This window comes from Paenibacillus aestuarii (assembly GCF_027789125.1).
GTDB classification, from domain to species: domain Bacteria; phylum Bacillota; class Bacilli; order Paenibacillales; family NBRC-103111; genus Paenibacillus_E; species Paenibacillus_E aestuarii.
On the sequence record NZ_JAQFVF010000023.1, the window covers coordinates 186,376 to 213,103 of the forward strand.

The following is a 26,728-nucleotide window of genomic DNA, read 5'->3' on the forward strand; positions in this document are numbered from 1 at the left end:
ACATGCATCCTTTCGTGCAGGTCTATACCCTCGGCTTCGCCCTGTTCGTGGGCACGGCTGTCATCGGATCGTCCGGCCAATAGTGTTTGGGATAGCGGCCTTTGAGATCTTTTTTTACTTCGAAATACGTATTCCGCCAAAAGCTCGCCAAATCCCTCGTCACCTGCACCGGGCGCGATGCCGGCGAAAGCAGATGAATCGTCAGCGGCACGCGGCCTTTGGCAATGCGCGGTGTATCCGCCAGGCCAAACATTTCCTGCAGCCGCACCGCAAGTGTCGGTGATACCGGTTCACTGTAATCAACGGGAATCCGCGATCCGCTGGGTACTTGGATATGTGTCGGCGCCCATTCCTCCAGCTGCCTCCGCTGTTCCCAAGTCAGCATCTCTTCTAAAATACTCGTGAGCGGCAGCCGCTGCAAGTCATTACGATTCTTGACCTCATAAAGATGCGGAGCCAGCCAGTCTGCCAGCGTATCCTGCAAGACAACCTCGCTCATATCAGGCCAATCCTTGTCAACATGGTGCAAAAAGTTTACCCGCTGCTGCAGTGACCGGGCATTGCGCGTCCATGGCAGGCTGTCAAGTGAATCCTGCGCGAGACCTTGCACAAAAGCAGCAACCCGCCGATCCGGGTCAGGGCTGCTGATCGGTACTTCCTTAATCACGATCGCTCCAAGCCGAATCCGTTCTCTTGCTTTGACGCTTTGCGTTTGCGCGTCCCATGCTACTTCCTGTTCACGGATCAGCTGATCCTGATAAGCGTCCAGCAGCTCATCCTCCGCGATGGGCGCTGCCAAGTAAATGCGGCTCTCGCTGCCGACATCGTCCAGCTCGACTGCGACGAGGTAAGGTTCATTCGATAGCAGCTGCAGTTCCGGCAGCACGGCACCACGCCCGCTGCTGAGCAAAAATCGGCCGGTCGAGCGCCGCTGCGCGATCCGGTCGGGATAGGCGCTGGCGAGCAGCAAGCCGCTCGCCGCCGCCGTTTCCTTGCCGCTGGGGCGGATACCCAGCGACTGTTGCAAGACTTTGGCTTCCGCCGCAATCCGGCGGCATAAGCCAAAGTCGATCTCCCCGCGCTGCTCCGCCCGGTCAGCACGCCAGAGCGCTTCGATGCGGGTGCGCACATCCGCATCGCGGTCTTTGGCGGCGCGCAGAATGTCGCGCTCGCTCAGCAGGACTGCGAGCTCGCACGCCATGGCGCCGAGCTCGAGCGGAACGGCTTGCAGCACCATGTGCGCAAGCCGGGGGTGCAGGCCTAACTCCGCCAGGCGCTTGCCGTGCGGGGTTAGGCCGCCGCTCTCGTGCAGCGCGCCGAGCTGCACGAGCAGTTCCCGCGCCTGCCGGTAGGCCGGGGCAGGCGGGGGATCGAGCCAGACCAGCTCCGCTGGGTCTGGGACGCCCCAGGCGGCCAGCTCGAGCGCCAAGGGCGCGAGGTCCGCCTCGCGGATCTCCGGCGTGCCGGCCTGCGGCTTATGCCGGTGCTCCTGCTCGGTCCACAGGCGGTAGCAGACGCCTGGACCGAGCCGGCCGGCGCGGCCCCGCCGCTGATCCGCCGAGGCTTGCGACACAGGAACGGTCGTCAGCCGGGTCATGCCCGTTCGCGGTGAAAAACGCGACACCCGCATGAGCCCGCTGTCGATCACAACTGTGACGCCTTCTACCGTCAAGCTGGTCTCCGCAATCGAAGTCGCCAGCACGATTTTCCGTTGACCGTGGCGGCAGGGGGTCAAAGCCAAATCTTGCGCTTCCTGCGACAAATTGCCGTATAGCGGCGCTACGATGACATCTTGCGATATCTGAAGCGGCGCAAGCAGGCTCTCGACACGGTGGATTTCGGCAGCGCCCGGCAGAAACACCAGCATGCTTCCTTCATGCGCCTGCAGCGCATGCTGAATGCTTTTGGCAACAGCCGTTTCAACTCTGCCTTCAAGCTGTTTTTCCAGATAACGGGTTTCAACTGGATAAGATCGGCCTTCGCTTCTTAAAACCGGCGCATCGTCCAGCATCGCTGCCACTTCTTCCGCTTCGATGGTCGCCGACATGATCAGCAGGCGCAAATCCTCTCTGAGCAGCGATTGCGATTGCTTGCTAAAGGCAAGACCGACATCGGCATGCAAGCTCCGCTCATGGAACTCGTCAAAAATGACTGCGCCAATCCCTTCCAGCGCCGGATCGGATTGCAGCATGCGCGTCAGGATGCCTTCTGTGATCACTTCGATGCGCGTCTTGGGGCCGACGCGGGTGTCATTTTTCACGCGGTAACCGATCGTCTCGCCTACCTGCTCTCCCCGCTGCTGGGCCATATAGCGGGCTGCTGAGCGGGCTGCCAGCCTTCGCGGCTCCAGCATGACAATTTTCCTACCTTGCAGCCAAGGCTCATCCAGGAGCGCCAAGGGCACTTGTGTCGTTTTTCCCGCTCCAGGCTCGGCGACCAGAACAGCGCATTGGTGATGTAATAATGCTTCTTTTAACTCAGGTAATACCGATTGAATCGGCAATGGGTTCATTTGTGTTCACTCCGGTACATCTATAGGTGGTTTCATTATACTTTTGAATATTCTTGCTTGACCGCTCGTTTTCCTGTCGAAACCTGTTCCTTCTCCGAGCAATCGTGTATACTAAGGGAGAAACTGGTCACCGAAGGAGAACTTTAACATGAATGTACATGAAGCGATATCGAAGCATTCCACGGCGCAGCATTTGCATTTGGTTCGGTTTGCTGAACTGGATGAGCAGCGCGAACAAGCGATCGAAGCCTGCCTCGATCTATGCCGGCGTGGTCTTTCTTTCAATGTCGATGAAATCAATGCCATTACCGCAGAAATCATCGCACATGCGAAGAAAGGCATTTCGCCGCTCCGTTCCTATGTAACTGAAGATATGGTACGTGAATACGTCAACAACAAGTAAGGAGTAAACCGTACGATGGGCATTTTAACGTTTGTATCCATGCTGGTCATGGGGTCCGCATTCAGCTTAGGCTTCCTGCTTCTTTTTAAGCGTAAGATTGCATCAGGCATTCTGCTTGTTGTGCTTTCAATCGTTTGTTATTTCCTGTATGCGTACATAGCCAATCAATACTTTGTCTAAGCCTTTGCTGCTCAGAAGAACCGTTGAAGGACGGTTCTTTTTTGCTGTCTCCCGTTTTGTCGCTCAGTCCACTAACTCATACCTGCGTATAGCTTGAAACAACAATTGATAATATGCGGCTGGATGCGGCACGAGATCTGATAAGGCAATTTCTCTTGTCACTTCATCGTTTGCCAGCATGATGCCACTAACTGTAGCCGATGCAGCTTCTCCGCTCACCAACTTCTCAAATGCCTTCATTTTCACCGCAAAAATACCGCTGACTTCCGCTTCCTGCAGTTGATAATTCTTAAGCGGCTGATCACAGCGATAAATAAAAATATGACAAAACTCGCGATCAATCAGCGATTCCGACATAAGGTCTTCTTCGGCGAATGTGCCACAGGCGAGTAATTCATCAAACTCTACCTTCAGCCCCAGCTCTTCCTCCAGCTCGCGAACTCCATCCCGCACCGTTTCCCCTGCTGCCAAATGTCCGGCCGAGGAAATATCGAGCAAATTGGGAAATAAGTCTTTGTCCGCAGAGCGCAATTGCAGCAGCAGGTTCGGCTCCGACTCTTCACAGCTCAGAATCCAGCATTGAAATGTCTGGTGCCAATGCCCTTGGGCATGCACTTCTGAACGTGGTGCCGTACCGATCCAATTCATTTGTTCATCATAAATATCAAAGATCTCTTCTTGCTTGCTCACGCTGCCTTCTCCTTCCTTATCGGTTATCAGACTTATCTTCTTCCGGGCTTGGAGCGCTTCAGTGCATACAAATCATCCTCTAGCGAGGCCATTCGCTCCATCAGCACTGCACGCGCATCCTCCACCGCTTGATTATATATCGGAGCCGCCAATTGCTGCAGCATGAAATCGACAAGCTGTTCTGTCGCCAAGCGTCCTAATGTTATATCATGTTCAAGTTCCAAATGACCCTGCAAGTCATCAATTAATAATTCTTTCTCTTCTTTTGGCAGTTTTAAAGGTTTCAACTTGCGTTCCCTCCCTATCGTTATTTTCCATTATAACGGACAAATGAGAACGTTTCTATCTCCGCTCCTCTGCGCAGCCTGCTTGGCGGGTGATGAATAATTAAAGGGCGAAGTGCGCATGTTAATGCCGAACGTTACATTTTTTGGAAAGGGGGACTAGACACCTATGGTTGAAAATAATACGCATCGCGGGAACTACACAGGAACTACGAATATGAATGCGAAAAATCAAGATATGGAATTTGTCAATGATACGTTGGAAAATGCCCCGAATATGACTTCCGTAAACATCTCCAAGGATGATTTGAGCGAAGGACAAGAACAAACACAGCAAAATGTAGTAAAACCTTAGGATTTGCTTCCGAACCGGGCAGCCGGCGATCTCCTTTCATGTGGGGGCGTCAGCTGTCCTTTTTTTTGCTGATTCTGGCATCTTCGCTTCGCTTGCGTTACTATGTAAAGATAGATTTATACTGAGGGACTGAGGAGGGACATATCTTGGAACAAGTGATTATAGTGGGAGCCGGGCCTTGTGGACTGTCAGCTGCTGTCGAGCTGCAGCGCGCAGGTTTTTCGCCATTAATTATAGAGAAAAATTGTATCGTGCACTCTATTTATTTATATCCCACATATTTGCAATTTTTTAGCACGCCTGAAATGTTGGAAATCGGCAGTTATTCGTTTACAACACCACACGAAAAACCGTATCGTCAAGAAGCGTTAGTATACTATCGGGAAGTAGCCCGAAGAGAAAACCTTCGCATTCGCTCTTATGAGGAAGTCATTGCCATTGAGAAGCAAGAAGAACTGTTCGTAGTGCGAACACGGGATCAGTTTGGCAATGAAGCCACCTACATAACGAAATATGTTGTTATGGCTACTGGCTATTTTGACCATCCGAACATGCTGGGGATTCCTGGTGAAGAGCTGCCCAAAGTTACGCATTACTATAAGGAAGCACACCCTTATTCAGGCGCAAAAGTGGCCATTATCGGCGGCAACAACTCTGCTGTTGATGCGGCCATGGACCTTATTCGGGTCGGCGCGGAAGTAACGGTCGTGTACCGTGGCAGCCAATTCTCGGCCAATATTAAGCCGTGGGTACGCCCGCTGTTTGAGGGCGCGGTGAATAAGGGCCGCATCCAGATGCTGTTTGATTCAACGGTCGAGGAAATCCGCGAACATGACATCATTGTCAATCAAGGCGGTGAACGCGTCAACCTGGATAATGAATTCGTGCTGGCGTTGACCGGCTTTCGCCCAGACCGGGATTTGCTGATCTCGCTGGGTGTTGAGTTCTACGAGGAGACGGCGGCTCCGATCGTGAGCGAGTCGATGGAAACTAGCGTGCAAGGCTTGTACGTTGCCGGCGTTGTTGCGGCATCCAAATTTGCCGCTAATGAAATTTTTATTGAGAGCGGGCGCTTGCACGGGGTTGCGATTACTGAGCATATCTGTTCGAAGACGGAATAGAGACAAACCGGACGCTTATCCTGCAAAAGTACCATGATTTTTGATGTATCCTGCAAATCTAGCAGGATATTTGACTGGATTGCGCCGAACTGCAGATAGGTTGCGATTATCCTGCTATTTTTGCAGGATAAGGTGACCAGCTGCCCATATGAGGTAAAAAATGGAGTTAAGCACATAGCTGCTTAGCTCCATTTTTCGTTTATTTGTTCGCAAATCGCTTACTATTTCGACTTCTTCTTCGCGGCCGATCTGCCCAGCTTCTGCTTCTGACCAGACTCTCTTTCCACTTGCTGCGAACCGTTCACGCCTTTTTCTCTGTCAATCATTCCCAACGCCTCCTTCCGGTTGAGACATAGCTGCAGAAACTAATATGAAACGAATTCCCATTTTCTATGCAAACCACTTGCATCCACGAACAAATGTTTGGTATAATGAGGGTACAAACAAACGTTCCCATTATCGAAGGAGGTTGTTGCATAATGAGCAGAAGTCACAATTTTCGTTTTATCGAGCGAGACTATTGGTACCATAAGGCGTTATGTAACTCCGACAGTCTACTGCCCGGGCAGATTGAGGAACTGATTGACGAAACAGATCATTCGTATATTGACTATACGTTCAAGTTTTACGACGACGGTTCTGTAACGATCATCGACAACGATACGAATAACCGGATTAAGCCGCGCGAGTTGACTGGCGCCGTTTATGACTTTTATGTACGCAAGCGAATCCATCTGATTAAAGCGAATTTGCAAGAGAAGATCTTGCAATATGCATAATAAAATAACCGCATGGGCCTATTCCGCTTAGGCGCATGCGGTTAACTGATAGCACATCGGCTTACTTAAGAAAAGAGGCGCGCTCCAGACAGAATTAATCTGCTGCGAAGTTCACCTCCTATTGCTTATTTTGGCTGATGTTTGAAACACGCTTGAACATGGTCGTTGACCATTCCGGTTGCTTGCATATAGGCATAGCAAATCGTTGAACCCACGAATTTGAAGCCGCGCTTTTTCAAATCTTTGCTCATCGCATCGGACTGTGCAGTTGAGGTCGGAACTTGACTAAGACTTTCCCTTTCGTTCACAATGGGCTCACCGCCGACAAAGCTCCAAATATACGCATCGAAGCTGCCGAATTGCTGCTGAACGCGCAGAAACGCTTTGGCATTCTCCACGACAGCGGCAATCTTCAAACGATTGCGGACAATGCCTGGATTGCTCAAAAGTGAGGCCAGCTTCTCATCATCGTAGCTAGCAATCAGAGCAGCATCGAACTGATCGAACGCTTCACGATAGTTCTCGCGCTTCTTCAGAATCGTATACCAGCTGAGTCCCGCTTGCGCACCTTCCAAATTCAACATTTCAAACAATTTCTGATCATCGTGAACAGGAACACCCCATTCGTGATCATGATACTCGATATATAGCGGATCTTCATTGACCCAGCCGCATCTTACCGTCATGCCACATCAACTCTCTCTCCAGAAATCAAACATACGTTCTCATTTCATTATATCGTGCAGAACGCAGGCTTGTCCAGCAGCCTATTCGTTGTTGATAGGCAGTGAATAAAACTGCACCGTATTCCGAAGAAGCCGGTCTGCCGCTTCTTGCAGCGGGATATGTTTGATGTTGGCAATTTGTTCGATAACCGCAAAAATCATATGCGGATGTGTTTCACGTCCTTCAAAAGGCCCTTCAAAAGGCCAGGGTCCATCCGTTTCCACCATCATCTGCTCGATAGGATAGATGCGGACCAGATCCTGAATTTCATTCTCATACAGGACGTCAGGCGTTATCGAGATCATGAAACCCGAATTCATCATGCGCTGCAACGTCAGGCTTGACCCTTTAAACCAATGAAAATGGGCTTTGCGGATTCCATGCCGGTCTAAGAGATCGCAAACGATATCGGCATCTTCATACACGGCGTGTAAGGCGACAGGCTTGTGCAAACGGGCCGCTAAGCGCAACATGCGATCGAGAACCTTGATATAGGGTTCAAGATCGAATTCAGCGCCTTGTTCCTCCGCTTCCTTACGCATGTAGTAAGGTAAGCCGATCTCTCCGATCGCAACGGCTTCATCGGCATGCTCTATGATCCAGCTTTCAAGCGCCGTGAGCTCGTCCTCAGTCGGCAGCTGTTGTTCCGGATGAAAGCCATATGCGGCAAACACGCGATCCGGCGCATGATCGCGCAGCGCTTTCGTGGCATTCGACGAGGCAAGATGCCTGGAAACGGCAATAATCGCTAACACATGATGATCATGCAGTTCAGCTGCGATTTCCCGCGCTTTGGATTCCTCATACATATCCAAATGGATGTGAGCCTCAACGCCCTTGATCATGTTGCACCTCCTTACGTAGATGACCTTGTATATGTTGGCGCAGTTCTTGAAACAGCACGTCCTTCATGATCGCTTCTTGACGCGGGCGCCCGAACGGCACAACAAGTTCTTCGAGCACGGTCGACGGCTTGTTCGATAATACGTAGATGCGATCGGACAAGTATAACGCTTCTTCTATACTATGTGTGACAAAGAGGATCGAACGTTTATTCTGCTCCCAAATATTTAGTAACCAGGCTTGCATCTCTTGCCTTGTTAAAGCATCCAGCGCACCGAACGGTTCGTCCAGACACATCAGCTCTTTCGGGCTCAATAGTGCCCGCAGAAACGATACCCGCTGCTGCATGCCGCCGGAAAGCACATGGGGCAATTCTTTCTCGTACCCGCCGAGTCCAACTCTCGGCAGCCACTCTCTTGCCGCAGCCAGCGCATGATCACGAGCGATACCGGCCACTTCTTGCGCGAGAATGACATTCTCCTCAATGGAGCGCCATGGAAACAGCGCCGGCTGCTGCGGCATATAGCTGATCAATCCCTTCTGACCTGTCACAGGAGTGCCGTCTAATAGGACTTCGCCGGATGTAGGCATTAGCAGCCCGCCAATAATATGAAACAACGTGCTCTTCCCGCTCCCTGAAGGGCCGATGATGGAAACGAATTCGCCATCATTCACTTTCAGCGAAATATCGGAGAGTACCATTGTGGTTTGTTTTTTTGAAGGGAAAGATTGATGAATGTTTTTTAGCTCTAATTTGCTCATACTCGCCCCCACCCTCCCTCTATGAAGAACGTTTAACGTTCCAACGGATGATCCATTTCTCCAGCAGTGCGATCAGCCAAAAAAATAGCAAGCTTAGAGCGACGATGACAAGGATAGCGACAAATTCACGATCGGCTCTAAAGGATGATTTCTGCAATATCATATAGTAGCCTAAGCCTTGTCCGCCGCCTAACCATTCAGCGATCACTGCGCCCATTACGCTATAGGTAGCCGAGATTTTCAACCCGGAAAATAAAAAAGGAAGCGCATGCGGCAATTCAAGCTTGAAAAAGATTTGTCGCTTACTTGCTCCTAGCATCAGCATATAGTTATACATCATTCGATCCGTCTGCATGAATCCATCCAGAGTGGCCATCGTGACTGGAAAAAAACATACTAATGAAATCAGAATGATTTTCGGCAGAACTCCGAATCCGAATAAGATGATCAGCAGCGGGCCTAATGCGATGGTAGGTACGTTCTGGGACAAAATGAGCAGCGGATAAAAGCCAGCTTTGAATCCCGGTACGATATGCAAGACACTCGCAAGCACCAAGCCTAGGCCTGAACCAACCACGAAGCCGATCAGCATGATTTTTATCGTGGCCAGCGTATGCATCCAGACACGCGGCATGTCCGTGGTGCCCTCCGTCACAATCTTGAGCGGACTGGGCAATAACCAACTGGCCGTGTTCCCCCAAGTCACGGCAAGCTGCCATAAAAGCAGCACAAGGATGACCACGACTATAGGCGGCCATCCTGCACGAATCCAGCGCTGCTGTTTCATTTATCTATATTTCTCCGTCAGCTTGTCCATGGAGGCTCCGGACGGATTGAAATAGATTTTCACTTGGGAGATCACATTCGGGCTCCCCATCTCAATCATTGCCTCGTTCATTTCCTTCACGATGGCAAGCAATTGATCCAAGTCCCCTTCCATCGTCGTTTCGAGCGGGCTAACCAGATGTTTCACCCCGGATTTGGCTATGACTTCAATCGCGCGATCGACATAAGGAATAATGTCATCATTGTTTTTGGTTTTCGGTAAAATTTGAATGCTGACAAGTGCATTTGCCATGGGAACGGGCTCCTCTCCGTCTGCTATTATTTGGAAGATGCTGGCAAGAAGTCATTCGTAAATGCATGGTCTACGTCAAGGTTTTTATCCAGCAGCTTATGATCCAGCATCCAGTTCGCGTAATTATCCCAAACTGAACGCTTTTGTTCGCCCCAACGCGGAGCGTCATCTTTATAGCGCGGGCTCAGCCATTTCTGACTCGCCATCACCAACTTAGGATCGAGATCCGGAACAGCTTTGATCAGGATATTCGCTGCATCTTCCGGCTTATCGATGGCGAATTGATATCCTTTGGCCGCAGCAGCAGTGAACGCTTTGACTAAGTCCGGCTTCTCTTTAATCATTTTTTCACTGGTAGCCAGTACAGGTGTATAATAGTCCAGTTTATCCGAATATTTGTTTAAATAAATCATGTTCATCGGCTCTCCGCGCAGCTCGGCATCCACGCCTGTCCAGGCATAATAAATCCAAGCGAAGTCGATATCCCGTTTTACTGCTGTGAAGTAATCGGCATCACCAATGTTCACGATCTTCACTTTGTTTGGATCAGCTTTCTCCGTTTGCATCAGCGATTCGATCATCGCATTTTCAGCAGGTGAACCCCATCCGCCATACGTTTTGTTTTCAAAGTCTTTCGGCGATTTGATATTTTTGGCAACCGGCGACGCAAAACCTGAAGTGTTATGCTGAATGACTGCAGCAATCGAAACAATCGGCACGCCCTGAATGCGGCCTTGGGTAATGCCTTCTTGATAGCTGACACCGAAGTCAGCAGCACCGGACGCGATCATAGCATCGGCGCCGCCTTCGCCAGGCTGAATGATTTGTACATTCAATCCTTCTTGTTCAAAATATCCCTGGTCCTTGGCAACATACAGCCCTGTGTGGTTGGTGTTCGGTGTCCAGTCTAGAACCACCTTCACATCGGTTAACTTCTTCACCGGCGCTTGGCTTGCAGCCGTTGTCATTGCAGCTGACGGAGAAGCTGTTGCTCCTGCGTTAGGTTGTGCGGCTTGATTGCCGCAGCCGGATACAGCGATTGCTGCGCTGACCAGCATAAGTGGTGCGATTTTACTCCATTTCATTACTTAGTTTCTCCTCTCTGTTTGCAACCAAAAGAAAAAGCCCCCGGTATCCGGGAGCGCCATATGAGTAGAAAATCATAGAACCAAACGGCATATATCCGTAAGGCAATTAGCTTCATGCGAATTCTCTACGCTGGCATTACCCAGATCAGATTAACGGTAAGTGACGGTTACGGTCACATTCTCAGCCTGACTCCTCAAGCTCCCGTGGGTCTTATTGGTTTGTATCTACCATACATCAACTTGACGACGATTGCAATGAAAATCCATGAAAATTTAGGCAAACAGCCATTCTTTCATTTTGGGACCCCAACTTTTGGCGTCTGCATACCCGAGTTGATAGAGCGCCTCTAACTTGTCCGGATCTTTCTCCATACGGCCTACAACGACTTTCGAAGAGGGTCGAATAACGATCGCGCTGCCTTCCCGTTCCATCTGTTCGACTTTCTCCAAAGTCCGGTTATAGATTTCACTGCGATTCACGAGTACATTGACGAGCCCTTCGTACTGCGGATAAAAGCTCTTGGCTAGCCATCTTTGCTTAAAGGGGCTTTTTCGATACCCGGCCTCCTTCGTCAATACGATCACATGTTTGGTATTGCCATCGGCGATGGAGCGCTCAATCGGAATCGGATCCACGAGCCCGCCATCGAACAATGTCCTACCCTCATAATGAATCGGCGTGGACACAAAAGGCAATGAACTCGAAGCTTGTACGATTGGCATCGTCTGTTCGTTCAATTGATGCTTCGTATAGTAAACTGGCTCCCCGGTATGCGCATCCGTTGTCCCGATGACAAACTGCTGCGGCGAAGCAAAGAACGTATCAAAATCAAAGGGCACAAGTTGATTAGGAATTATATTAAAAATGAAGTCCATCCCAAATATACTTCTATGCCGCAACAGATTGCGATAGCTTAAATAACGGGTATCGCCGACGTAACCGATCGTCACTTTCTTATTACGTCCGGGCTGTTTCGAAATATACGAAGCAGCGTTGCAAGCGCCGGCTGATACGCCGATGACATATGGGAAATACCAATCTTGTTCCATAAAATATTCCAAAACACCGGCCGTGTATACGCCACGCATACCACCGCCTTCAAGTACGAGGCCTACGCCTTCCACGAGCACACCTTCTCTCTCTATCTGTTGGCGTCGGCAACGCCATGCTATTCTTAAGCATACAGGAATTTGCCAATAAAAGAAAAGGGCTACTACCATTCGGATGCTGTCTGTCCTGGCACAGTATAAAGGCTGCCCCCTTTCGGCACACGAAGGGAAACAGCCTTTGTTCTCACGCCATACGTCATACTTTAAGGGATCCCGTTCAAACTTGCCGGGAATTCGTCGGATTTCTGCTTCTTCAGCAAATGCGCATCCATTAAAAATCTAACCTGATGCTGTTGATTTTGCTGAGGCCCAGATGATTTAATTTCGGCATTATTCTTATGCTGGCAGCGACTGCTCCTTGAACCGTTCTTTAATCGCCAGGAACTCATCCAGGTTTGCCAAGAACAGATCTACGATAACCGGGTCAAAATGGCGGCCACGCTCGCTCTGCAGCAGCTCGATCACTTGATCAAGCTCCCACGCTTTTTTGTATACCCGATCGCTGCACAGAGCGTCGAACACATCAGCCAGCGCCGTAATACGTCCGAAGATGTGAATGCCCTCGCCTCGCAACCCTTGCGGATAGCCGGTGCCGTCGAATTTCTCATGATGCTGCTGCGCGATGATCGCCGCTGCATTCAGCACTTGTTTATTAGAATGCTTAAGCATTTCATAACCGAGATTGGAGTGAGTCTTCATAACTTCAAATTCCTGTGAAGTCAATTTACCCGGTTTGTTCAAAATTGCATCCGGAATGCCAACTTTCCCGACGTCATGCATCGGAGAAGCCAAGCGGATAATCTCCGCATCTTGCTCGGAGAGACCATATTTCAAAGCAAGCAGACGGGAATATTCGGCGACCCGCTTCACATGATGGCCCGTTTCCTTCGACCGCGTCTCCGTGATTTCACCCATTGTGTAAATGATCTCTTTCTGGGTGTTTTCCAGTTCCTGGTTCAAATAAATATTTTCAAAGGCAACAGAAACGTTCGTGCAGTAAATGTCCACCAAATAGTGCTCCCATTCACTTAACGGTTTGAAACCATTCATGTAAATCACATTTTCCATTCCCATTTTACTTTGGAAATAAATCACAAAGTGTTCACTGCCAAATGAACTTTTCTTCAAGGCAAAAGCTTGCTCGATTTCCTTCAGCACTTCGGCCGGCACAGCATCCCGCGCTCGTTGATCGCTGCTCGCCGCGAAATCTCCGCTTGCTGCCAAAATATAGATGTCTTCAACACCCCTGGTCACGGCAAAGCTGCAATGGATGGCATTTTTATGTAAGTTGACAATAGAGGTCAGCTGCGTTAGAACACCAGAAGCAAACTTCTTCATCGATTGCAGCTCGAATAGCGTTGCTGACGATTTAATAATTTCCTCTAAACCTGAGCGGCTCTTTTCGATCGTACGGATATCGCGATAAGATCTTAACGCCGTGATGACAGTGGTGAAAAGTTTCTGGGTCGTTAGCTCCGTCTTTTCCTTATAATCATTAATGTCATAATTCATAATCACCGTGCGTTCCGGGGCTTGTCCCGGCTGTCCGGTTCGCAAAATGACACGGATGGCGCTGTTTTTGAGCTCCTCCCGAATGAACTTGACCAATTGTAAGCCCGAATCCTCCTGCTCCATCACAACATCCAACAGGATCAAGGCTGCATTCGGCTGAACGGCAATCAGCTTTCTGGCTTCATTAGCGGAATATGCGCTGTGAATCGCCAGTTTTCTTCCATCGAACTCAAAGTCCTCCAGCACCATTCTGGTCACTTGATGGACTTGCTTCTCGTCATCTACGACAAGAATGATCCACGGTTCTTGCTCGTTTTCTACAATTAAAGAGGCATCCGATTCGTCCTCATCAGCAAATAACAGATCATCTTGATCTTGAAGTGTCATCGATCTTCCTCCTCCTTGTTCGGAATTTCAATTTGAAATAGACTGCCTTGTCCGACGACACTATAGCAGCTAATTGTCCCACCCAGCGTCTGGGTGACGAGATTGTATACGATGTTCATACCAAGCCCTGTTCCACCCTTGCCGCGGCTCGTCGTGAAGAATGGGTCAAAAATATGTTCCAGCACGTCCTGACTCATCCCTTTCCCGTCATCGGAATAATACAAGGTCACCCGATCCTCGTATTCCTCGGCACGCAAGATCAGATTTCCTTCCTCTTCAGAAGAGTAGGCATGGTTCAACGAATTCATCACCAAGTTCGTCACAATTTGCGATAACGCCCCTGGATAAGTACAGAGCATAATGGCATCCGCGCATTCCACATGAACACGCAGCTTTGTCTTTTTCAATGTTGGCTTCAAACTAAGGATAATACCTTGCAAATATTCAGATAGCTGAAACATTCGCCTCATTTCCATACTTTGATCCACGGAAATTTGCTTGAAGCTCCTGACTAGTGATGAAGCGCGTTCCAGATTGGTTTGCACCATCGCATTTGACTCTTGCACGATGGACAAGAAGTGCTCCAAGTCTGATTTTTTCATTTTGCCCGATTCAAATAAGTTTTGGAAATGTTTCGCCTTGTCATCCAGATACGACACAGCGGTCACACCGATGCCGAGAGGCGTATTGATTTCATGCGCTACACCAGCTACAAGGCCGCCTAGTGCCCCCATTTTCTCCGATTGTATCAATTTATCTTGTGTTCTCTGCAGCGTTTTGAGCGCGTCTTGCAATTCCTGATACCTGACTTCCAGGTTATGTACCATGTCATTAAAAGCATTTGACACATCTTCAATTTCGGGAGATGCATAGAACTCAAGCTTCGGCAACTCGCCGCCTTGCTTCACAATAATTGCAGCCTCGCGCAGCCTTTTTAAAGGTCTCAGCACGATTTTGCGCAGGATGATCCAGAGCAGAACGGATAGCAGAATCGCATCGCTGATCCCCACAACGAAGATCAATGACCGCCTGTTATTCAGCAAAGCTGTTTCTTCGGAAGAATCGAAAATAATTTCGACCGCGCCGACAACCGTACCATCCTCCTGCAGCGGAGCAATGAGACGAACGACTGGTTTATTGCTTTTCTCCATTGGAAGCCTGTCCACGATCGTTTGATCCTGATTCGGAATCTTGAACATCATCGCATTCACTGTTTGCCCGACCACAGTGCGATTCGAAGCGGCAAGAATACGCCCTTCCTTATTGTACAATTTCATATCCAGTACGCGGGCATTCTTATATTGAATATAATCGAAAATTTGTTGAACGTCTTGGATCGATCGGGACTCTTCATAGCGGCCGTTAATGGCCAGCGTAATTCCGCTAATTTGGCTCACATACGCCTGGCGAATGGATTGATTAATACTAATCGTATCGAAGGCGATCATCGTTGAAAGCATGACAACTGTCACACTTGTGACTAGTAAAATAATTCGTTTTTGCAAGCTCATTCGTTTTTTCTTTAATGGCATCAATGATATCTCCTTACTTCACTTCAAAGCTGATCGTTTTGCTGACGTTATAAGGAGTATGGTCATTATTATGCAGGGAAAGTGTGACCTGGTGAGTTCCCTTCGGCACATGATCGAGTACGTATTGCTTGTTCGTGACAATTACCTTGTTCCCATCATCCAAAAACAGATGAATATGACCCTCACCCTGTTTGCGCTCATGGTCGTAATGCTCGAGAGATAGCTGCAGATCAGTCGAAATATTGAGCACCACCGTATCCCCATTCACCGTAGCCTGGTAATCCAATGTTGGCTTATATGTAGCTGCGACTGTCGAATCGGTCTTGGCTGCTCCACATCCGGCAAGCAGCGCAGTCAATGCCGCGACAGCGAATATATGTTTGATTTTCATGTTCAGATTCATCTCCTGACAAGCCGCAATGTGTCTAATTATCCAATAAAAACAACAATTCTAGCTTAGAAACAAAACCCCTCTTTTTCTTATACAAATTTTTAAAATCAACTGATATACGGGGTTAAATGTTTGACTTATCCGTTTCTTCCGAATTATCTGACTATTAATGTCGAATAAACATATGAATGCTCATATTTTGCGCTTGCCCAGGAAATAAAACTATCTCCATTTCCCACATCAAGGAATGATTTCCCCCGTTTTGGTGCATGGTAAGTAAAGTCAAATCAACATCCATCGCTTACTTCAAACCTTATAGGAGGAACCTCATCCCATGACAGACACGAGACAGCATCAAGAGCCAGTCAAACATGCCCTGGAAGCCGCCGAACAAGCGATCATGCTCGCCCAGAAAGCAGAACACAAGCTGCAAGCTGCAATGACACAAGCGGATCCGCAAGCGATTCAGTCGTCGCAAGCCGCACTTGTTCAGGCCAAACAGCAGGTTGCGGAAGCGCAAGGCCAGCTGGAATCATTTAATAATGAGCAATACGGCCAGCAGATTAAAATGAAGTTAGAGCAGCTTTCCCAGGCTTCACAAGATATCGATTTCAATACAGAGAAGTTCCACACCCCAAGACAAATCCGTTAAAAATGATGCACTTGCAAAGTGATCGATGTTTTCGATCGCTTTTTTTTCATTTTTGGCGAACATTATGTTAAACTAGTCGGTATGAGTTTTAAGTTATTTGGGGAGGCACTATAGTTCATGCTAGTAATAGGTATTGCCGGGGGAACCGGTTCAGGTAAAACAACAGTCGCTCGTTCGATCATGAATAAATTGGGTTCTACTAATGTGACGTTGATTTCACAAGATAATTATTATATTCATCATAACGGACTTTCTTTTGCAGAACGGGAAAGCATTAATTATGATCATCCGAATGCATTCGAGAACACACTGCTGCTTGAGCACCTGATGGAGTTAAGAGAAGGCCGATCGGTCAACATCCCTGTCTACGATTTCTCGCAGCACGCCCGCTCCGCTGAGACGATTCGGATCGATGTGAAGCCGATTGTCCTGATCGAAGGCATTCATGTCCTTACAGACGAAGAGCTGCGCAACGCGCTGAATATCAAAGTGTTCGTCGATACAGATCCCGATGTACGAATTTTACGACGCTTAACGCGTGACATTAATGAGCGCGGACGTACGCTGCAATCCGTGTTCGATCAATATTTAACGACAGTCAAGCCTATGCATGACGCCTTTATTGAACCATCCAAGAAGTATGCGGATATCATTATCCCAGAAGGCGGCGAAAATGAAATCGGCATTTCGATGCTAACGATATTAACAGAACGTTATATGATAGACCGAGCGGCAGCTTACGAAATCGGATAAACGACAAAAAAGACACTCCAACCGTTACGGTTCGAGTGTCTTTTGCCATGCAGCCGCGCGTTGATAGCCAAACCCGGTTAGCGCAAATAAAAAATAAAAGAGGCCCAGAAAGTAAAAAATGCTCTCAGCGCCGATAAACCGGATGCTGAGTCCGCCGATCATCGGACCGGCGATACTGCCCATGCTGTATTGAATCGAGCCGATCACATTCGCGGTTGGCAGCAGCTGTCTAGGCAGCACATCAGCCGCATAAGCTAAGCCTAACGAGAAAAACGAGCCGACCATCCCGCCTGCCAGGGCGAATAACAGGCCGATCAACCACTGGTTGCTGCCCGCGAAGGGCACACACAGGAAGGCAAGCGAGCCGACAAGCCCTGCGGCCATCAGGATGTTCTTGCGTCCGATCCGATCGCTCCAAATGCCGAGAGGCAATTGTGTGATCAGGCTGCCAATACCAATAATAGGAAGAAGAAGTCCGATATCGGCTTCGTGAAGCCCGATGCGCAAGCCGTACAGCGGGAAGTTGCTGTTCATCGCAGCTTCCATGTACCCATAAAGCAAGGATGGGATCAGCGGAAACCAGGCCAGCCGATAGACTTTGGAAGCGCGTTTATGTACGCCTTCCCCTTTTTCGTTGTGCTCGGGATGCGCATTCGCCAGCCGCAGAAGCAAAAGCAGCACAACTAGGAAGAACACCGTCGTGGTTAGAAATGGGGCCCATAACCCGACTTTCAAAAGATTAATGCCGAGCGGACCTAAGCTGAATCCAGCGCCGTAAGCCATGCCGTAAAGGGAGATATTGCGGCCTCTGCGTTCTTTGGGGCTTGATGCCACAATCCACAGTTGCGTGGCATAGTGCAGCGCGCTGTCGCCGACTCCGACCATCAACCGGAGAATAAACCAGAACGCTGGATGCTGCCACACCGGAAATAGGCATGTGGCGAGCGTCACCAGGACGAGCCCTGTGGCAATTATCGGCTTATAGCCAAACCGGCCAACCGGCTTCTCGATAAAAAACATCGTCGCAAAAATACCGATGTACAGCGCCGCCGCATTCATGCCGTTGGCATCGGCCGAGAGACCCGACCGATCCAGCAGAATCGTTAACAGCGGCAGCAGCATGCCTTGGCTGATTCCGGCTACAACGACGGCCAGGATGAGAATCAGCAGCTTACCGCGTGTCATCGTATTATTATACGCCATTAATCATCTCTACAACTTCCCATCGCTCCGCGTAATCATGCAGCTTCTGATTAAGAGGCACGCCGAATCGGGGAAGGATGAAAAATCTTGCATGTTTGATCCATTCCTTGAAGGATGGGTAAGTGACGAACAGATTCATATATCTGTCACTCATCGCGATGAAGTACGGACCATGGTACTTGTCGGTTAAAAAATGCAAGGAAGTGTCCAGTGGCGTATACTTCTTCCTCTTCCCTTCCCAAGCGTCGACGTCAACCGTTACATTTGACTGTATCTCCTGCAGCATGCTTTCCAAGAGCTTGATTCGCGCGTAATAAGGCATTTCGCATGGGATTCCCATGCGCCTGAGCGTCTCTTCATGCTGAGGGTAAAAGATCGCGCGCACAAATTTACGTGCCTCTGCGAAATCGATCATCGCACGCATATCCACTTCGTTCCAATCCTCGAAGGTCTCAAAAATCAGGAGCGATCCTTTATGGGATCGGGCTGGCTGCTCATACCCGAAAGGAACTTTGATCTGCTCTCTTGCCATAACTTCCTCCTTCTGTCACACGCATTGAAGCCGCTCTCCATTGTAGCATACCCTGCATAGCGTTGCGAAATGCCGCGACTCGCTTCATCAGGAAGAATGAGGTATAATTTGAGAGTTAGAATACATATTTTGAAGGAGAATTATCGTATGAGAGATCCTAGACTGCAAACCTTCGCACGCAACATCATTCGCTACTCCGTGAGCCTGAAGCCCGGTGAGAAAATATTAATCGAATTGATCGGCATCAAGGATCCCGAACTTGCCAAATGCTTTATAGAAGAAGTGTACGCTGTTGGTGGACAACCGTTCGTAGAACTTCGCGAGCCTGCAATCTTGAGAAGCCTGCAAATGGGCGGCTCAGAAGAGCAGTTCAAAGCTTGGTCTGATTTTGAAATGGTCCGGATGAAACAAATGGATGCTTACGTGGCTGTTCGCAGCGGCGACAACATTACCGAATCTTCCGACGTGGCTGATGCGCAAATGAAGCTGTATTTGAAGCATTTCCAGCGCCCGCTGTTCGATGAGCGGATCAACAACACCAAATGGTGCGTAATGCGTTATCCAAATGCCTCCATGGCGCAGCTTGCTAACACGAGCACAGAAGCTTTTGAAGATTTCTATTTCAACGTATGTAACTTGGATTACAGCAAAATGGGTGAAGCGATGGAATCCCTCGTAGCGTTGATGAATCGTACGGATCGCGTCCGTCTCGTTTCGCCTGGCACTGACATCTCCTTCTCGATCAAAGGAATTGGCGCGGTGAAATGCGCAGGTCTTCGCAACATTCCGGACGGTGAAGTGTACACAGCGCCTGTTAAAGATTCCGTTAACGGTGTGATCAGCTATAATACGCCAACGATTTATTCGGGCACTTCCTTTGAAAATATCGTACTCCGTTTCGAGAATGGCAAAATTGTCGAAGCATCCAGCAACGATTCGAAGAAGCTGAACGAAATTTTGGATACGGATGAAGGCGCGCGCTTCGTTGGTGAGTTCGCGATCGGCGTGAATCCATACATTAAACATCCGATGAAAGATATTTTATTCGATGAAAAAATCGACGGCAGCATCCACTTCACACCTGGTCAAGCCTATGAAACTGCCGATAACACCAACCGTTCCTCCGTTCACTGGGATATGGTTCTGATTCAACGCCCTGAATACGGCGGCGGCGAAATTTACTTCGACGATGTCCTGATCCGCAAAGACGGCCGCTTCGTCATTCCTGAACTGGAGAAATTAAATCCTGAGAATTTAATGTAGTCAATAATAAAGCAGCTGAGCATGGGGAATGCGACATTCCCTCTTTGCATCAGCTGCTTTTTCCTTAATTTGGCATCATACCTGTCGAGATTGCGATGCGGTTCCAACTGTTAATGGCATTAATCGCCATCACCAGCTCCACAAACTGCTTGCCATCAAAATGCTCACGAACGTCATCATAAATGTGCTGCGGCACACCGGCATCCGATATTCGTGTAATGACCTCAGTCAACGCCAGGACGGCTCTCTCTGCTGCAGTGTAGTACGGAGCTTCGCGCCAAGCGTTGAGCAGGTAGATCCGCTGCTCGGTCTCCCCCATTGCCCTAGCATCCTTGGCATGCATATTCAGGCAAAAAGCACAGCCATTTATTTGCGAGGCACGCAGCTTAATCAGTTCAATCAACTTCTTGTCGAGACTGCTTTCCACCACAAACTTCTCAAGTCCGAGCAGCGCTTGGTAGGCTGCCGGATTCTCTTTTCTGTAATCCATTCTTACTGACATGTTGGTTCCTCCTCAAGGTTCTCTTTAGGTTACTTCCTTCCTTAGGACGAAACCGAGTTTTATTTTGTGACAGCTTTTATCCTAACCAGTTGAAAATTTGATGGGCAGGCGTTTGCACGATGGCCGGCTGCTCAGCTGGGATGAGTTCCTGCATATCTGCGACCGGCGTTAATCCCTTAGCAAGGCGTGTCGCCGATCCGATATGAACTTCCATCCCCTTGGGGACGAATGTGTACAGTTGTCCGACATCCTCATTCGATAGACGAACGCAGCCTAGTGAGCGATCCTCGCCGATGGAGTCGCGTTCATTGGTGCCGTGCAGCGCAATGTTCCCCAGCCCTAATCCGGCATCACCGAAGACATTCGGGTGCCTGCCTTGCGGTTTGATGACGCGATCCTGTACATAAAAGTCCCCTTCGGGCGTGCTGTCGTTAGCCCCGAGGCCAATAGCGGCTTGATACAACAAACGGTCGCCGCTGATAAATTTGAGATTATGCGCCTGCTTATCTACATTGATGTAGAACGGCTCATAAGGCATCTCACTGCCGCCGCTTACATTCGGATAGAAGATATGGTCAAGCCCGTCGGCGAACGGGTCATAGACCCAACCGCCGCTATCGTCCTCCGCTAAATGAATCACGTTAGAGCTTGAATTCGGTTCGACGGGGATAAAGCTCAGAAAATTTTGCGGATAATCCTGCACCAGCGCTTCCACAGATCCGGGATAGACGTCATATTCTTTGTGATAGGCGGCTAATGCCGTGCGAACTAAATTAGCACCAATCGCACTAAGCGGTTGGTGCTGGTTGAGCTGGCTGTTCAAAAATCGAATTTTAACCGTGCGATCTGAACCTGGATGATACTGAGCGGTGACGACAGCGCTCTTGATTAGCTCCTCATTGGTCAGCAGCAGCGTCTTTCCCTGATCTCGGGCATCGCTTGAAAGGAGTCCGTAAAGCACGACATTTTGCTCAGGATCGTCTTTGGTCAAGGCAACCGCTTGCTTCTGCAGCGCGGCTTCCATCTCCTCTTGCTTCACCTGAGGCGGGAAATACATGATATACGGCTTGTCCACCGTTTCATAGGTCACCTCGGCGCCTACCGGCCAAACTTTCAGAGAAGAAATCACTTTTTTGACTGGACTATCGATGAAGTACAATGCACAGAGGATCAGGTTCAGTACTAGAAGTGTAATCAACAGCGCTTTCATCAACGGCGGCAAAAGCGGCTTGCGCTTTTCATCCCCGATAGCACCTGCATGCTGCAGCGCGGTTGTGGCGGCGGCCTCTTCCTGATTCATTTCATAGACAGCCCGGTTCGCAGCGGAATAATAGGGAGACGGATACGTTTTCAACGCTTCTTTGTAATGAAACAAAGCTCTTTTCCGATTGCCCTTTATCCGGAAGTTTTGCCCAAGATTATAATGCGCTTCAGGCGAACGCGCATCCAGATAGCGGATGACTTTTTCGTAATACTGGGGATCTGACGGACTAATAAATAAGTTTTTGTGCAAACGAATCAAGTTATCATCCAAATAATGACGAAAACGTTGGCTGCGTCGAATCAATCGGCTCCTCTCCATTCACATAATGTTTGATACATTACGTATCACTCGATACAAAACGTACCTCTGATACATAATGTATCATGCACTACTCGTGCTGGCAACTGTTTTGTTGCGTCACGTATGATTCCGCGGAAAAAAGCAAAACCTGAACCGACGGAGGTGATCAACATGGGTGGAAGAAACAATTCGCCGAAAAATCGAGGCCCGTCCAGCAGCCCAGGCCGCTTGGATCAGTATGGTGAACGCGCAGCGCAAGAGGAAAAACAAGAAATGAAAGAGCGCCAGAACAGAAATAATTGCTAAAGCGCGGAACAAAGAAAAAGCGGAACGATGAGTTCCGCTTTTTGTGCTGCGCCCCGATCCGTGGCACCGCTGACATTCATAAGCTTTACCTTCTTAACTACTTCCAGAAGCCCGCTCCCGCGTACTTAAATGCTTTATGACGACGCTGAAGTCGCTCGACTTGGCTCGTCGCGCTCCACCACTGGCCTACAAAATCCGCTCGCCAAACAACGAAGCAATAAGCGATACGGCGACTTTGGCCGTCTGATTATGGTGATCCAATATCGGATTCACCTCCACCGCTTCAGCGCTAACGAGCACCCCCGCCTCCGACAGAAGCTCCATCGCCAAGTAACTTTCACGCGCTGATATCCCGGATGGCACCGGCGTCCCAACACCTGGCGCGTAGATCGGATCGAGCCCATCCAGATCCAGACTTAGATGGACGCCTGACGTCCCCTTCGTCACCCGATCGATGGCCTGCTCCATCACGCGCGCCATGCCCAGCCGGTCGATTTCATGCATCGTCCACACTTGGATGCCGTGCTGCTTGAGAAACACGCGCTCCCCCGGATCCAAGCAGCGGGCGCCAATGATGGCAACATGCTCCGGCTTCACCTTCGGATGCGTCCCCCCAATCGCGGTAAGCTTCGGGTGACCGTACCCTAGCGCCACCGCCAACGACATCCCATGAATATTACCGGAAGGTGAAGTTTGCGCCGTGTTAACATCGCCGTGCGAATCGAACCAGATGACGCCAATAGACGCATGGTGCTGCCGAACAGCTGCCAGTGTGCCTATTGCAATGCTGTGATCGCCACCAAGCACAAGCGGAAACAACCCCTGCGCCATAGTCTCATTGACCAGGTCATACAGTTCCTCGTTCACTTTAGCCGTTTCGTCCAAGTACTTCAAATTGGCGTTCTGCGCAGCTTGCTGCTGCAGCCCTCCGCCGGTCTGCACATGCGGCTTACGCCGAACCACAAGATCACCCTGGTCAAAAACTTGATAGCCAATACCTGTTAATCGTTGCTCCAAGCAAGCGCAGCGAATCGCGCTAGGCCCCATATCTACACCTCGCCGATCAGCGCCCAGGTCCATAGGAACTCCGATAATCGCCACTTTCGGATGCAAGGCAGGGTTCATGGCTCGACACCTCCGTGGTAGTTTTCACCTTGGTTTTATTGTACGAGGTCGAAGCATGGCCTATGAGTAAAGAGAAAAAAGCTGCTGACACCATAGTGCCAACAGCTTGTGTGTGGTAAATCGATTAAAGTCAGATCGGATTAATGAGCAACTTGGTTGTAGGTCATAATCCAGACGGAGCCAGCTACTATCGTCAACAGAACGATCAGACCGAAAATGAGGGCCATAATATTCCAATGCGCATTTTCGCCTTCTTTGACATGCATGAAGAAGAACAATTGAACGCCAAACTGCAGCACAGCCATCAGCAGAATTAGCACTAATGTACCCACTTTGCCCATCATGTGATTCATAACAACCACAAGCGGAATGATCGTCAAGACGATCGACAGGATGAACCCGATGACGTATGATTTCAGCGATCCGTGGGATTCATGCGATGCATGGGCATGATGGTTGGAACCTGTTTTTGATTGACTCATCCTACATCACCCCCATCAAATAGACAACTGTGAAGACGAAGATCCACACGACGTCAAGAAAGTGCCAGTACAGCGAAATAACTTCAACTTTGCGCTTGGTTACAGCGGTAATGCCTCGGCGGCTTAGCTGGAAGATCAGGCCGATCATCCACACCAAACCTACGGACACGTGCAGTCCGTGTGTACCTACAAGCGTAAAGAAGCCTGACAAGAATGCACTCGTGCTGATCGTCGCATGTTCATGCGTAACCATCGAATAAAACTCTGTGACCTCCAAGGTGATAAAGGAAGCACCTAACAGGATCGTCACGATCAACCAGCCGATCAGCTGCTTGGTATTGCCTTTATGCATACCAAGCACAGCCAGACCGCTCGTGAAACTACTTGTCAACAAGATGAACGTTTCGGCGATGATTCCCGGCATTTTGAACAATTCTTCAGCCGTAGGACCGCCGTTTGTATTGTGATGCAGAACGATATAAGTGGCAAACAAGCTGCCGAATAGAATACAGTCAGTAATTAGGAAAATCCAGAATCCGAACGTCTTGAGCGATTCGTGATCATGTTCGTGATCGTGATCGTGCGCATGGTGTTCGGAATGAGCAGCAGCGTGTGCCATTAGACCTTCGCCCCTTTCCATGCAGCTTCAGTTTGTTTGATTTCTTCAACCGGAATGTAGTAATCCGTGTCGTAGGAGAACGAGCGGGCAACCATGCAGATCGCGACGCCAATCATAGCTGGAATTGCTAGCCACAGCCAGCCCCATACGAAACCGAAGCCGGCAAAGAACCAAAGCGACGATTTGATGAACGGAATCGCCGAGTTTTTCGGCATATGAATCGGTTCGTAATGAACGGCGCCTTTCGAAGCTGCCGTTTTGTTTTGCTTTTGCTCCCACCATTCGTCCGTCGATTTCACGGTTGGCAGAACCGCAAAGTTGTAGATCGGAGCCGGCGATGGAATCGACCACTCCAGCGTACGGCCATCCCAAGGGTCACCAGACGCACGGTGTTGTTTAATAAATTTAATACTATGAGCAATTTGCCATACTTGGAACAAGAAGCCGACACCCATCAAGAATCCGCCGATGGTGGAAACCAGGTTCAGTGGTCCCCAGCCCATATCCCAGCTGTATGTGTACGTACGACGTGTCATACCGTCCAAGCCCAGGAAGTATTGCGGCATGAAACATACGTAGAAACCGATGTTCCACAGCCAGAATGCCCATTTGCCCAAGTGCTCGTTCAGACTGAAGCCGAACATTTTTGGCCACCAGTAGTATAGACCTGCAAAGTATCCGAAGGCAACCCCACCGATCAACACTTGGTGGAAGTGCGCGATCAAGAAATAGCTGTTATGGAACTGGAAGTCAGCCGGCGCAACAGACAGCAGGACACCCGTCATCCCCCCGACGACAAAACAAGGAATGAATGCGATTGTCCACAGCATCGGCGTCGTAAATTTCAATCGGCCACGGTACATCGTGAACAACCAGTTAAATATTTTCACACCGGTCGGAATCGCAATCGCCATCGTGGAAATCGCAAAGAATACGTTGACATCTGCACCGGAGCCCATAGTGAAGAAATGGTGAACCCAAGTGAAGAAGGACAGCAAGCTAATAATCAACATGGCGAAAACCATGGATTTGTAGCCGAACAGTTTCTTTTTGGAGAACGTAGATACAACATCCGAGAAAATACCGAACGCTGGCAGGACAACGATGTAAACCTCAGGATGTCCCCACATCCAGATCAAGTTAATGTACATCATCGGGTTACCGCCGCCATCTAGGGTGAAGAAGTGAGCACCGACGAAACGGTCAAGGAACAGCAATGCCAGTGTAACCGTCAAAATCGGGAAGGCGAAAATGATGATGACACAGCTTGAGAATACAGACCAAGTGAACATTGGCATTTTCATCAATGTCATGCCTGGTGTTCTCATTTTCAAAATAGTTACGATAAAGTTAATCCCTGTCGCCAAGGAACCGATACCGGAAATCTGAATACCCCAAATGTAGAAGTTTTGTCCGATACCCGGGCTATGCGACAATTCAGAGAGCGGCGGATAAGACAACCAGCCTGCATCAGGCGAACCACCGATAACGAACGATACGTTGAACAGCATGGCGCCCCAGAAGAACATCCAGAAGCTGAGTGAGTTCAGGAACGGATAGGCAACGTCGCGTGCACCGATTTGCAGCGGAACGACGATGTTGAACAAACCGAACATGAGCGGCATGGCCATGAACAAAATCATGATAACGCCATGCGTTGTAAAAATCTGGTTATAGTGTTCCGCTTGCAGGAACTGATTATCCGGCATAGCCAACTGCAAGCGCATGAGCAGCGCATCGACGCCGCCGCGGAACAACATCAGGATGGAGCAAATGATATACATGATCCCGATGCGTTTGTGGTCGACGCTGGTTAGCCATTCACGCCAAAGCCAGCCCCACTTCTTGAACATGGTAAGCACAACTACCATGGCAACCATAGATAGTCCAATGCTGACTTGAGCACCCAAGATCATCGGATCGCCTGTAACAAAAAATTCGGATGCGAATTGTTTAATTGAATCCAGCATGCGC

At 49.3% G+C, this 26,728-nt stretch carries 30 protein-coding genes; 9 read left to right on the top strand and 21 right to left on the bottom strand.

Features of this window, described 5'->3' with window-relative positions; all coding sequences use genetic code 11:
• Positions 1–22: 22 nt before the first annotated feature.
• Positions 23–2,512 (bottom strand): ATP-dependent helicase HrpB, encoded by a 2,490-nt coding sequence (gene hrpB / locus O9139_RS09475; protein ID WP_270879217.1) that lies wholly within the window; start codon positions 2,510–2,512, stop codon positions 23–25.
• Positions 2,513–2,660: 148 nt separating this feature from the next.
• Between hrpB and O9139_RS09480 the strand changes: the two genes are divergently transcribed.
• Together O9139_RS09480 and O9139_RS09485 are read left to right on the top strand one after the other, a co-directional pair.
• Positions 2,661–2,915, top strand: coding sequence for a DUF2533 family protein (locus O9139_RS09480; protein WP_270879218.1), 255 nt, complete (start codon positions 2,661–2,663; stop codon positions 2,913–2,915).
• Between the two features lie 15 nt (positions 2,916–2,930).
• Positions 2,931–3,095, top strand: a complete 165-nt coding sequence (locus tag O9139_RS09485) for a hypothetical protein (RefSeq protein WP_270879219.1) — start codon at positions 2,931–2,933, stop codon at positions 3,093–3,095.
• A 63-nt stretch (positions 3,096–3,158) separates the two neighbouring features.
• On the opposite strand, the gene O9139_RS09490 is transcribed toward O9139_RS09485, so the two are convergent.
• Positions 3,159–3,785 carry an NUDIX hydrolase gene (locus tag O9139_RS09490; protein ID WP_270879220.1) on the bottom strand — a complete coding sequence of 209 codons (627 nt, stop codon included), beginning with the start codon at positions 3,783–3,785 and terminating at the stop codon, positions 3,159–3,161.
• A gap of 32 nt (positions 3,786–3,817) precedes the next feature.
• Entirely contained in the window at positions 3,818–4,072 is a 255-nt protein-coding gene (locus O9139_RS09495) for a DUF2164 domain-containing protein (RefSeq protein WP_270879221.1), read from the bottom strand.
• 166 nt (positions 4,073–4,238) lie between these two features.
• Here O9139_RS09495 and O9139_RS09500 point away from each other — a divergent pair, with 166 nt between their 5' ends.
• The 3 genes from O9139_RS09500 to O9139_RS09510 all read left to right on the top strand — a co-directional run bounded on the left by O9139_RS09500 (position 4,239) and on the right by O9139_RS09510 (position 6,324).
• A complete protein-coding gene (locus tag O9139_RS09500) occupies positions 4,239–4,424 on the top strand; it encodes a hypothetical protein (RefSeq protein ID WP_270879222.1) in 186 nt (61 codons plus the stop codon).
• A 146-nt stretch (positions 4,425–4,570) separates the two neighbouring features.
• A complete protein-coding gene (locus O9139_RS09505; RefSeq protein WP_270879223.1) occupies positions 4,571–5,545 on the top strand; it encodes a YpdA family putative bacillithiol disulfide reductase in 975 nt (324 codons plus the stop codon).
• Between the two features lie 479 nt (positions 5,546–6,024).
• The gene (locus O9139_RS09510; protein WP_270879224.1) at positions 6,025–6,324 is read left to right on the top strand and encodes a hypothetical protein; all 300 of its coding nucleotides are present in this window, start codon (positions 6,025–6,027) and stop codon (positions 6,322–6,324) included.
• Between the two features lie 125 nt (positions 6,325–6,449).
• Here the strand turns inward: O9139_RS09510 and O9139_RS09515 are convergent, their stop codons facing one another.
• The 10 genes from O9139_RS09515 to O9139_RS09560 all read right to left on the bottom strand — a co-directional run bounded on the left by O9139_RS09515 (position 6,450) and on the right by O9139_RS09560 (position 15,753).
• Entirely contained in the window at positions 6,450–7,010 is a 561-nt protein-coding gene (locus tag O9139_RS09515; RefSeq protein ID WP_270879225.1) for a DNA-3-methyladenine glycosylase I, read from the bottom strand.
• A gap of 81 nt (positions 7,011–7,091) precedes the next feature.
• The gene (locus tag O9139_RS09520) at positions 7,092–7,895 is read right to left on the bottom strand and encodes a TatD family hydrolase (RefSeq protein WP_270879226.1); all 804 of its coding nucleotides are present in this window, start codon (positions 7,893–7,895) and stop codon (positions 7,092–7,094) included.
• Positions 7,879–8,655: an ABC transporter ATP-binding protein gene (locus tag O9139_RS09525; RefSeq protein ID WP_270879227.1), complete on the bottom strand. Its 777-nt coding sequence runs from the start codon at positions 8,653–8,655 to the stop codon at positions 7,879–7,881. Before O9139_RS09525 ends, O9139_RS09520 begins: the two co-directional genes overlap by 17 nt.
• 19 nt (positions 8,656–8,674) lie before the next feature.
• Positions 8,675–9,442, bottom strand: a complete 768-nt coding sequence (locus tag O9139_RS09530; RefSeq protein WP_270879228.1) for an ABC transporter permease — start codon at positions 9,440–9,442, stop codon at positions 8,675–8,677.
• Positions 9,443–9,733 carry a thiamine-binding protein gene (locus O9139_RS09535; protein ID WP_270879229.1) on the bottom strand — a complete coding sequence of 97 codons (291 nt, stop codon included), beginning with the start codon at positions 9,731–9,733 and terminating at the stop codon, positions 9,443–9,445.
• Between the two features lie 26 nt (positions 9,734–9,759).
• The gene (locus tag O9139_RS09540; protein ID WP_270879230.1) at positions 9,760–10,818 is read right to left on the bottom strand and encodes an ABC transporter substrate-binding protein; all 1,059 of its coding nucleotides are present in this window, start codon (positions 10,816–10,818) and stop codon (positions 9,760–9,762) included.
• Between the two features lie 276 nt (positions 10,819–11,094).
• Positions 11,095–11,952, bottom strand: a complete 858-nt coding sequence (locus tag O9139_RS09545; protein WP_270879231.1) for a patatin-like phospholipase family protein — start codon at positions 11,950–11,952, stop codon at positions 11,095–11,097.
• A 315-nt stretch (positions 11,953–12,267) separates the two neighbouring features.
• On the bottom strand, positions 12,268–13,830 hold the full coding sequence (locus tag O9139_RS09550; RefSeq protein ID WP_270879232.1) for a DUF3369 domain-containing protein: 1,563 nt from the start codon (positions 13,828–13,830) through the stop codon (positions 12,268–12,270).
• On the bottom strand, positions 13,827–15,362 hold the full coding sequence (locus tag O9139_RS09555) for a sensor histidine kinase (RefSeq protein ID WP_270879233.1): 1,536 nt from the start codon (positions 15,360–15,362) through the stop codon (positions 13,827–13,829). The genes O9139_RS09550 and O9139_RS09555 overlap by 4 nt, the downstream gene beginning before the upstream one ends.
• A gap of 13 nt (positions 15,363–15,375) precedes the next feature.
• Positions 15,376–15,753 (bottom strand): hypothetical protein, encoded by a 378-nt coding sequence (locus tag O9139_RS09560; protein ID WP_270879234.1) that lies wholly within the window; start codon positions 15,751–15,753, stop codon positions 15,376–15,378.
• Positions 15,754–16,087: 334 nt separating this feature from the next.
• On the opposite strand from O9139_RS09560, the gene O9139_RS09565 reads away from it, so the two are divergent.
• Positions 16,088–16,405 (top strand): hypothetical protein, encoded by a 318-nt coding sequence (locus O9139_RS09565; protein ID WP_270879235.1) that lies wholly within the window; start codon positions 16,088–16,090, stop codon positions 16,403–16,405.
• A gap of 117 nt (positions 16,406–16,522) precedes the next feature.
• The gene (gene udk / locus O9139_RS09570; protein WP_270879236.1) at positions 16,523–17,158 is read left to right on the top strand and encodes a uridine kinase; all 636 of its coding nucleotides are present in this window, start codon (positions 16,523–16,525) and stop codon (positions 17,156–17,158) included.
• 24 nt (positions 17,159–17,182) lie between these two features.
• On the opposite strand, the gene O9139_RS09575 is transcribed toward udk, so the two are convergent.
• Positions 17,183–18,361: an MFS transporter gene (locus tag O9139_RS09575; RefSeq protein ID WP_270879237.1), complete on the bottom strand. Its 1,179-nt coding sequence runs from the start codon at positions 18,359–18,361 to the stop codon at positions 17,183–17,185.
• Complete coding sequence (locus O9139_RS09580; RefSeq protein ID WP_270879238.1) at positions 18,351–18,893, bottom strand: hypothetical protein; 543 nt, start codon at positions 18,891–18,893, stop codon at positions 18,351–18,353. Before O9139_RS09580 ends, O9139_RS09575 begins: the two co-directional genes overlap by 11 nt.
• 147 nt (positions 18,894–19,040) lie before the next feature.
• Between O9139_RS09580 and O9139_RS09585 the strand changes: the two genes are divergently transcribed.
• The gene (locus O9139_RS09585) at positions 19,041–20,156 is read left to right on the top strand and encodes an aminopeptidase (protein ID WP_270879239.1); all 1,116 of its coding nucleotides are present in this window, start codon (positions 19,041–19,043) and stop codon (positions 20,154–20,156) included.
• Between the two features lie 64 nt (positions 20,157–20,220).
• On the opposite strand, the gene O9139_RS09590 is transcribed toward O9139_RS09585, so the two are convergent.
• Both O9139_RS09590 and O9139_RS09595 read right to left on the bottom strand, forming a co-directional pair.
• Positions 20,221–20,658 carry a carboxymuconolactone decarboxylase family protein gene (locus O9139_RS09590; RefSeq protein WP_270879240.1) on the bottom strand — a complete coding sequence of 146 codons (438 nt, stop codon included), beginning with the start codon at positions 20,656–20,658 and terminating at the stop codon, positions 20,221–20,223.
• Between the two features lie 76 nt (positions 20,659–20,734).
• Positions 20,735–22,225, bottom strand: coding sequence for a L,D-transpeptidase family protein (locus O9139_RS09595; protein WP_270879241.1), 1,491 nt, complete (start codon positions 22,223–22,225; stop codon positions 20,735–20,737).
• Positions 22,226–22,393: 168 nt separating this feature from the next.
• On the opposite strand from O9139_RS09595, the gene O9139_RS09600 reads away from it, so the two are divergent.
• Complete coding sequence (locus tag O9139_RS09600) at positions 22,394–22,528, top strand: hypothetical protein (RefSeq protein ID WP_270879242.1); 135 nt, start codon at positions 22,394–22,396, stop codon at positions 22,526–22,528.
• Between the two features lie 186 nt (positions 22,529–22,714).
• Here O9139_RS09600 and rocF read toward each other — a convergent pair whose 3' ends face one another.
• From rocF to O9139_RS09620, 4 genes are all read right to left on the bottom strand, one after another.
• Positions 22,715–23,653 carry an arginase gene (gene rocF / locus O9139_RS09605; protein ID WP_270879243.1) on the bottom strand — a complete coding sequence of 313 codons (939 nt, stop codon included), beginning with the start codon at positions 23,651–23,653 and terminating at the stop codon, positions 22,715–22,717.
• Positions 23,654–23,793: 140 nt separating this feature from the next.
• Positions 23,794–24,135 (bottom strand): cytochrome o ubiquinol oxidase subunit IV, encoded by a 342-nt coding sequence (cyoD, locus tag O9139_RS09610; protein ID WP_270879244.1) that lies wholly within the window; start codon positions 24,133–24,135, stop codon positions 23,794–23,796.
• Position 24,136: 1 nt separating this feature from the next.
• The gene (cyoC, locus tag O9139_RS09615) at positions 24,137–24,754 is read right to left on the bottom strand and encodes a cytochrome o ubiquinol oxidase subunit III (protein ID WP_270879245.1); all 618 of its coding nucleotides are present in this window, start codon (positions 24,752–24,754) and stop codon (positions 24,137–24,139) included.
• On the bottom strand, positions 24,754–26,724 hold the full coding sequence (locus O9139_RS09620; RefSeq protein ID WP_270879246.1) for a cbb3-type cytochrome c oxidase subunit I: 1,971 nt from the start codon (positions 26,722–26,724) through the stop codon (positions 24,754–24,756). The genes cyoC and O9139_RS09620 overlap by 1 nt, the downstream gene beginning before the upstream one ends.
• Positions 26,725–26,728: the final 4 nt, after the last annotated feature.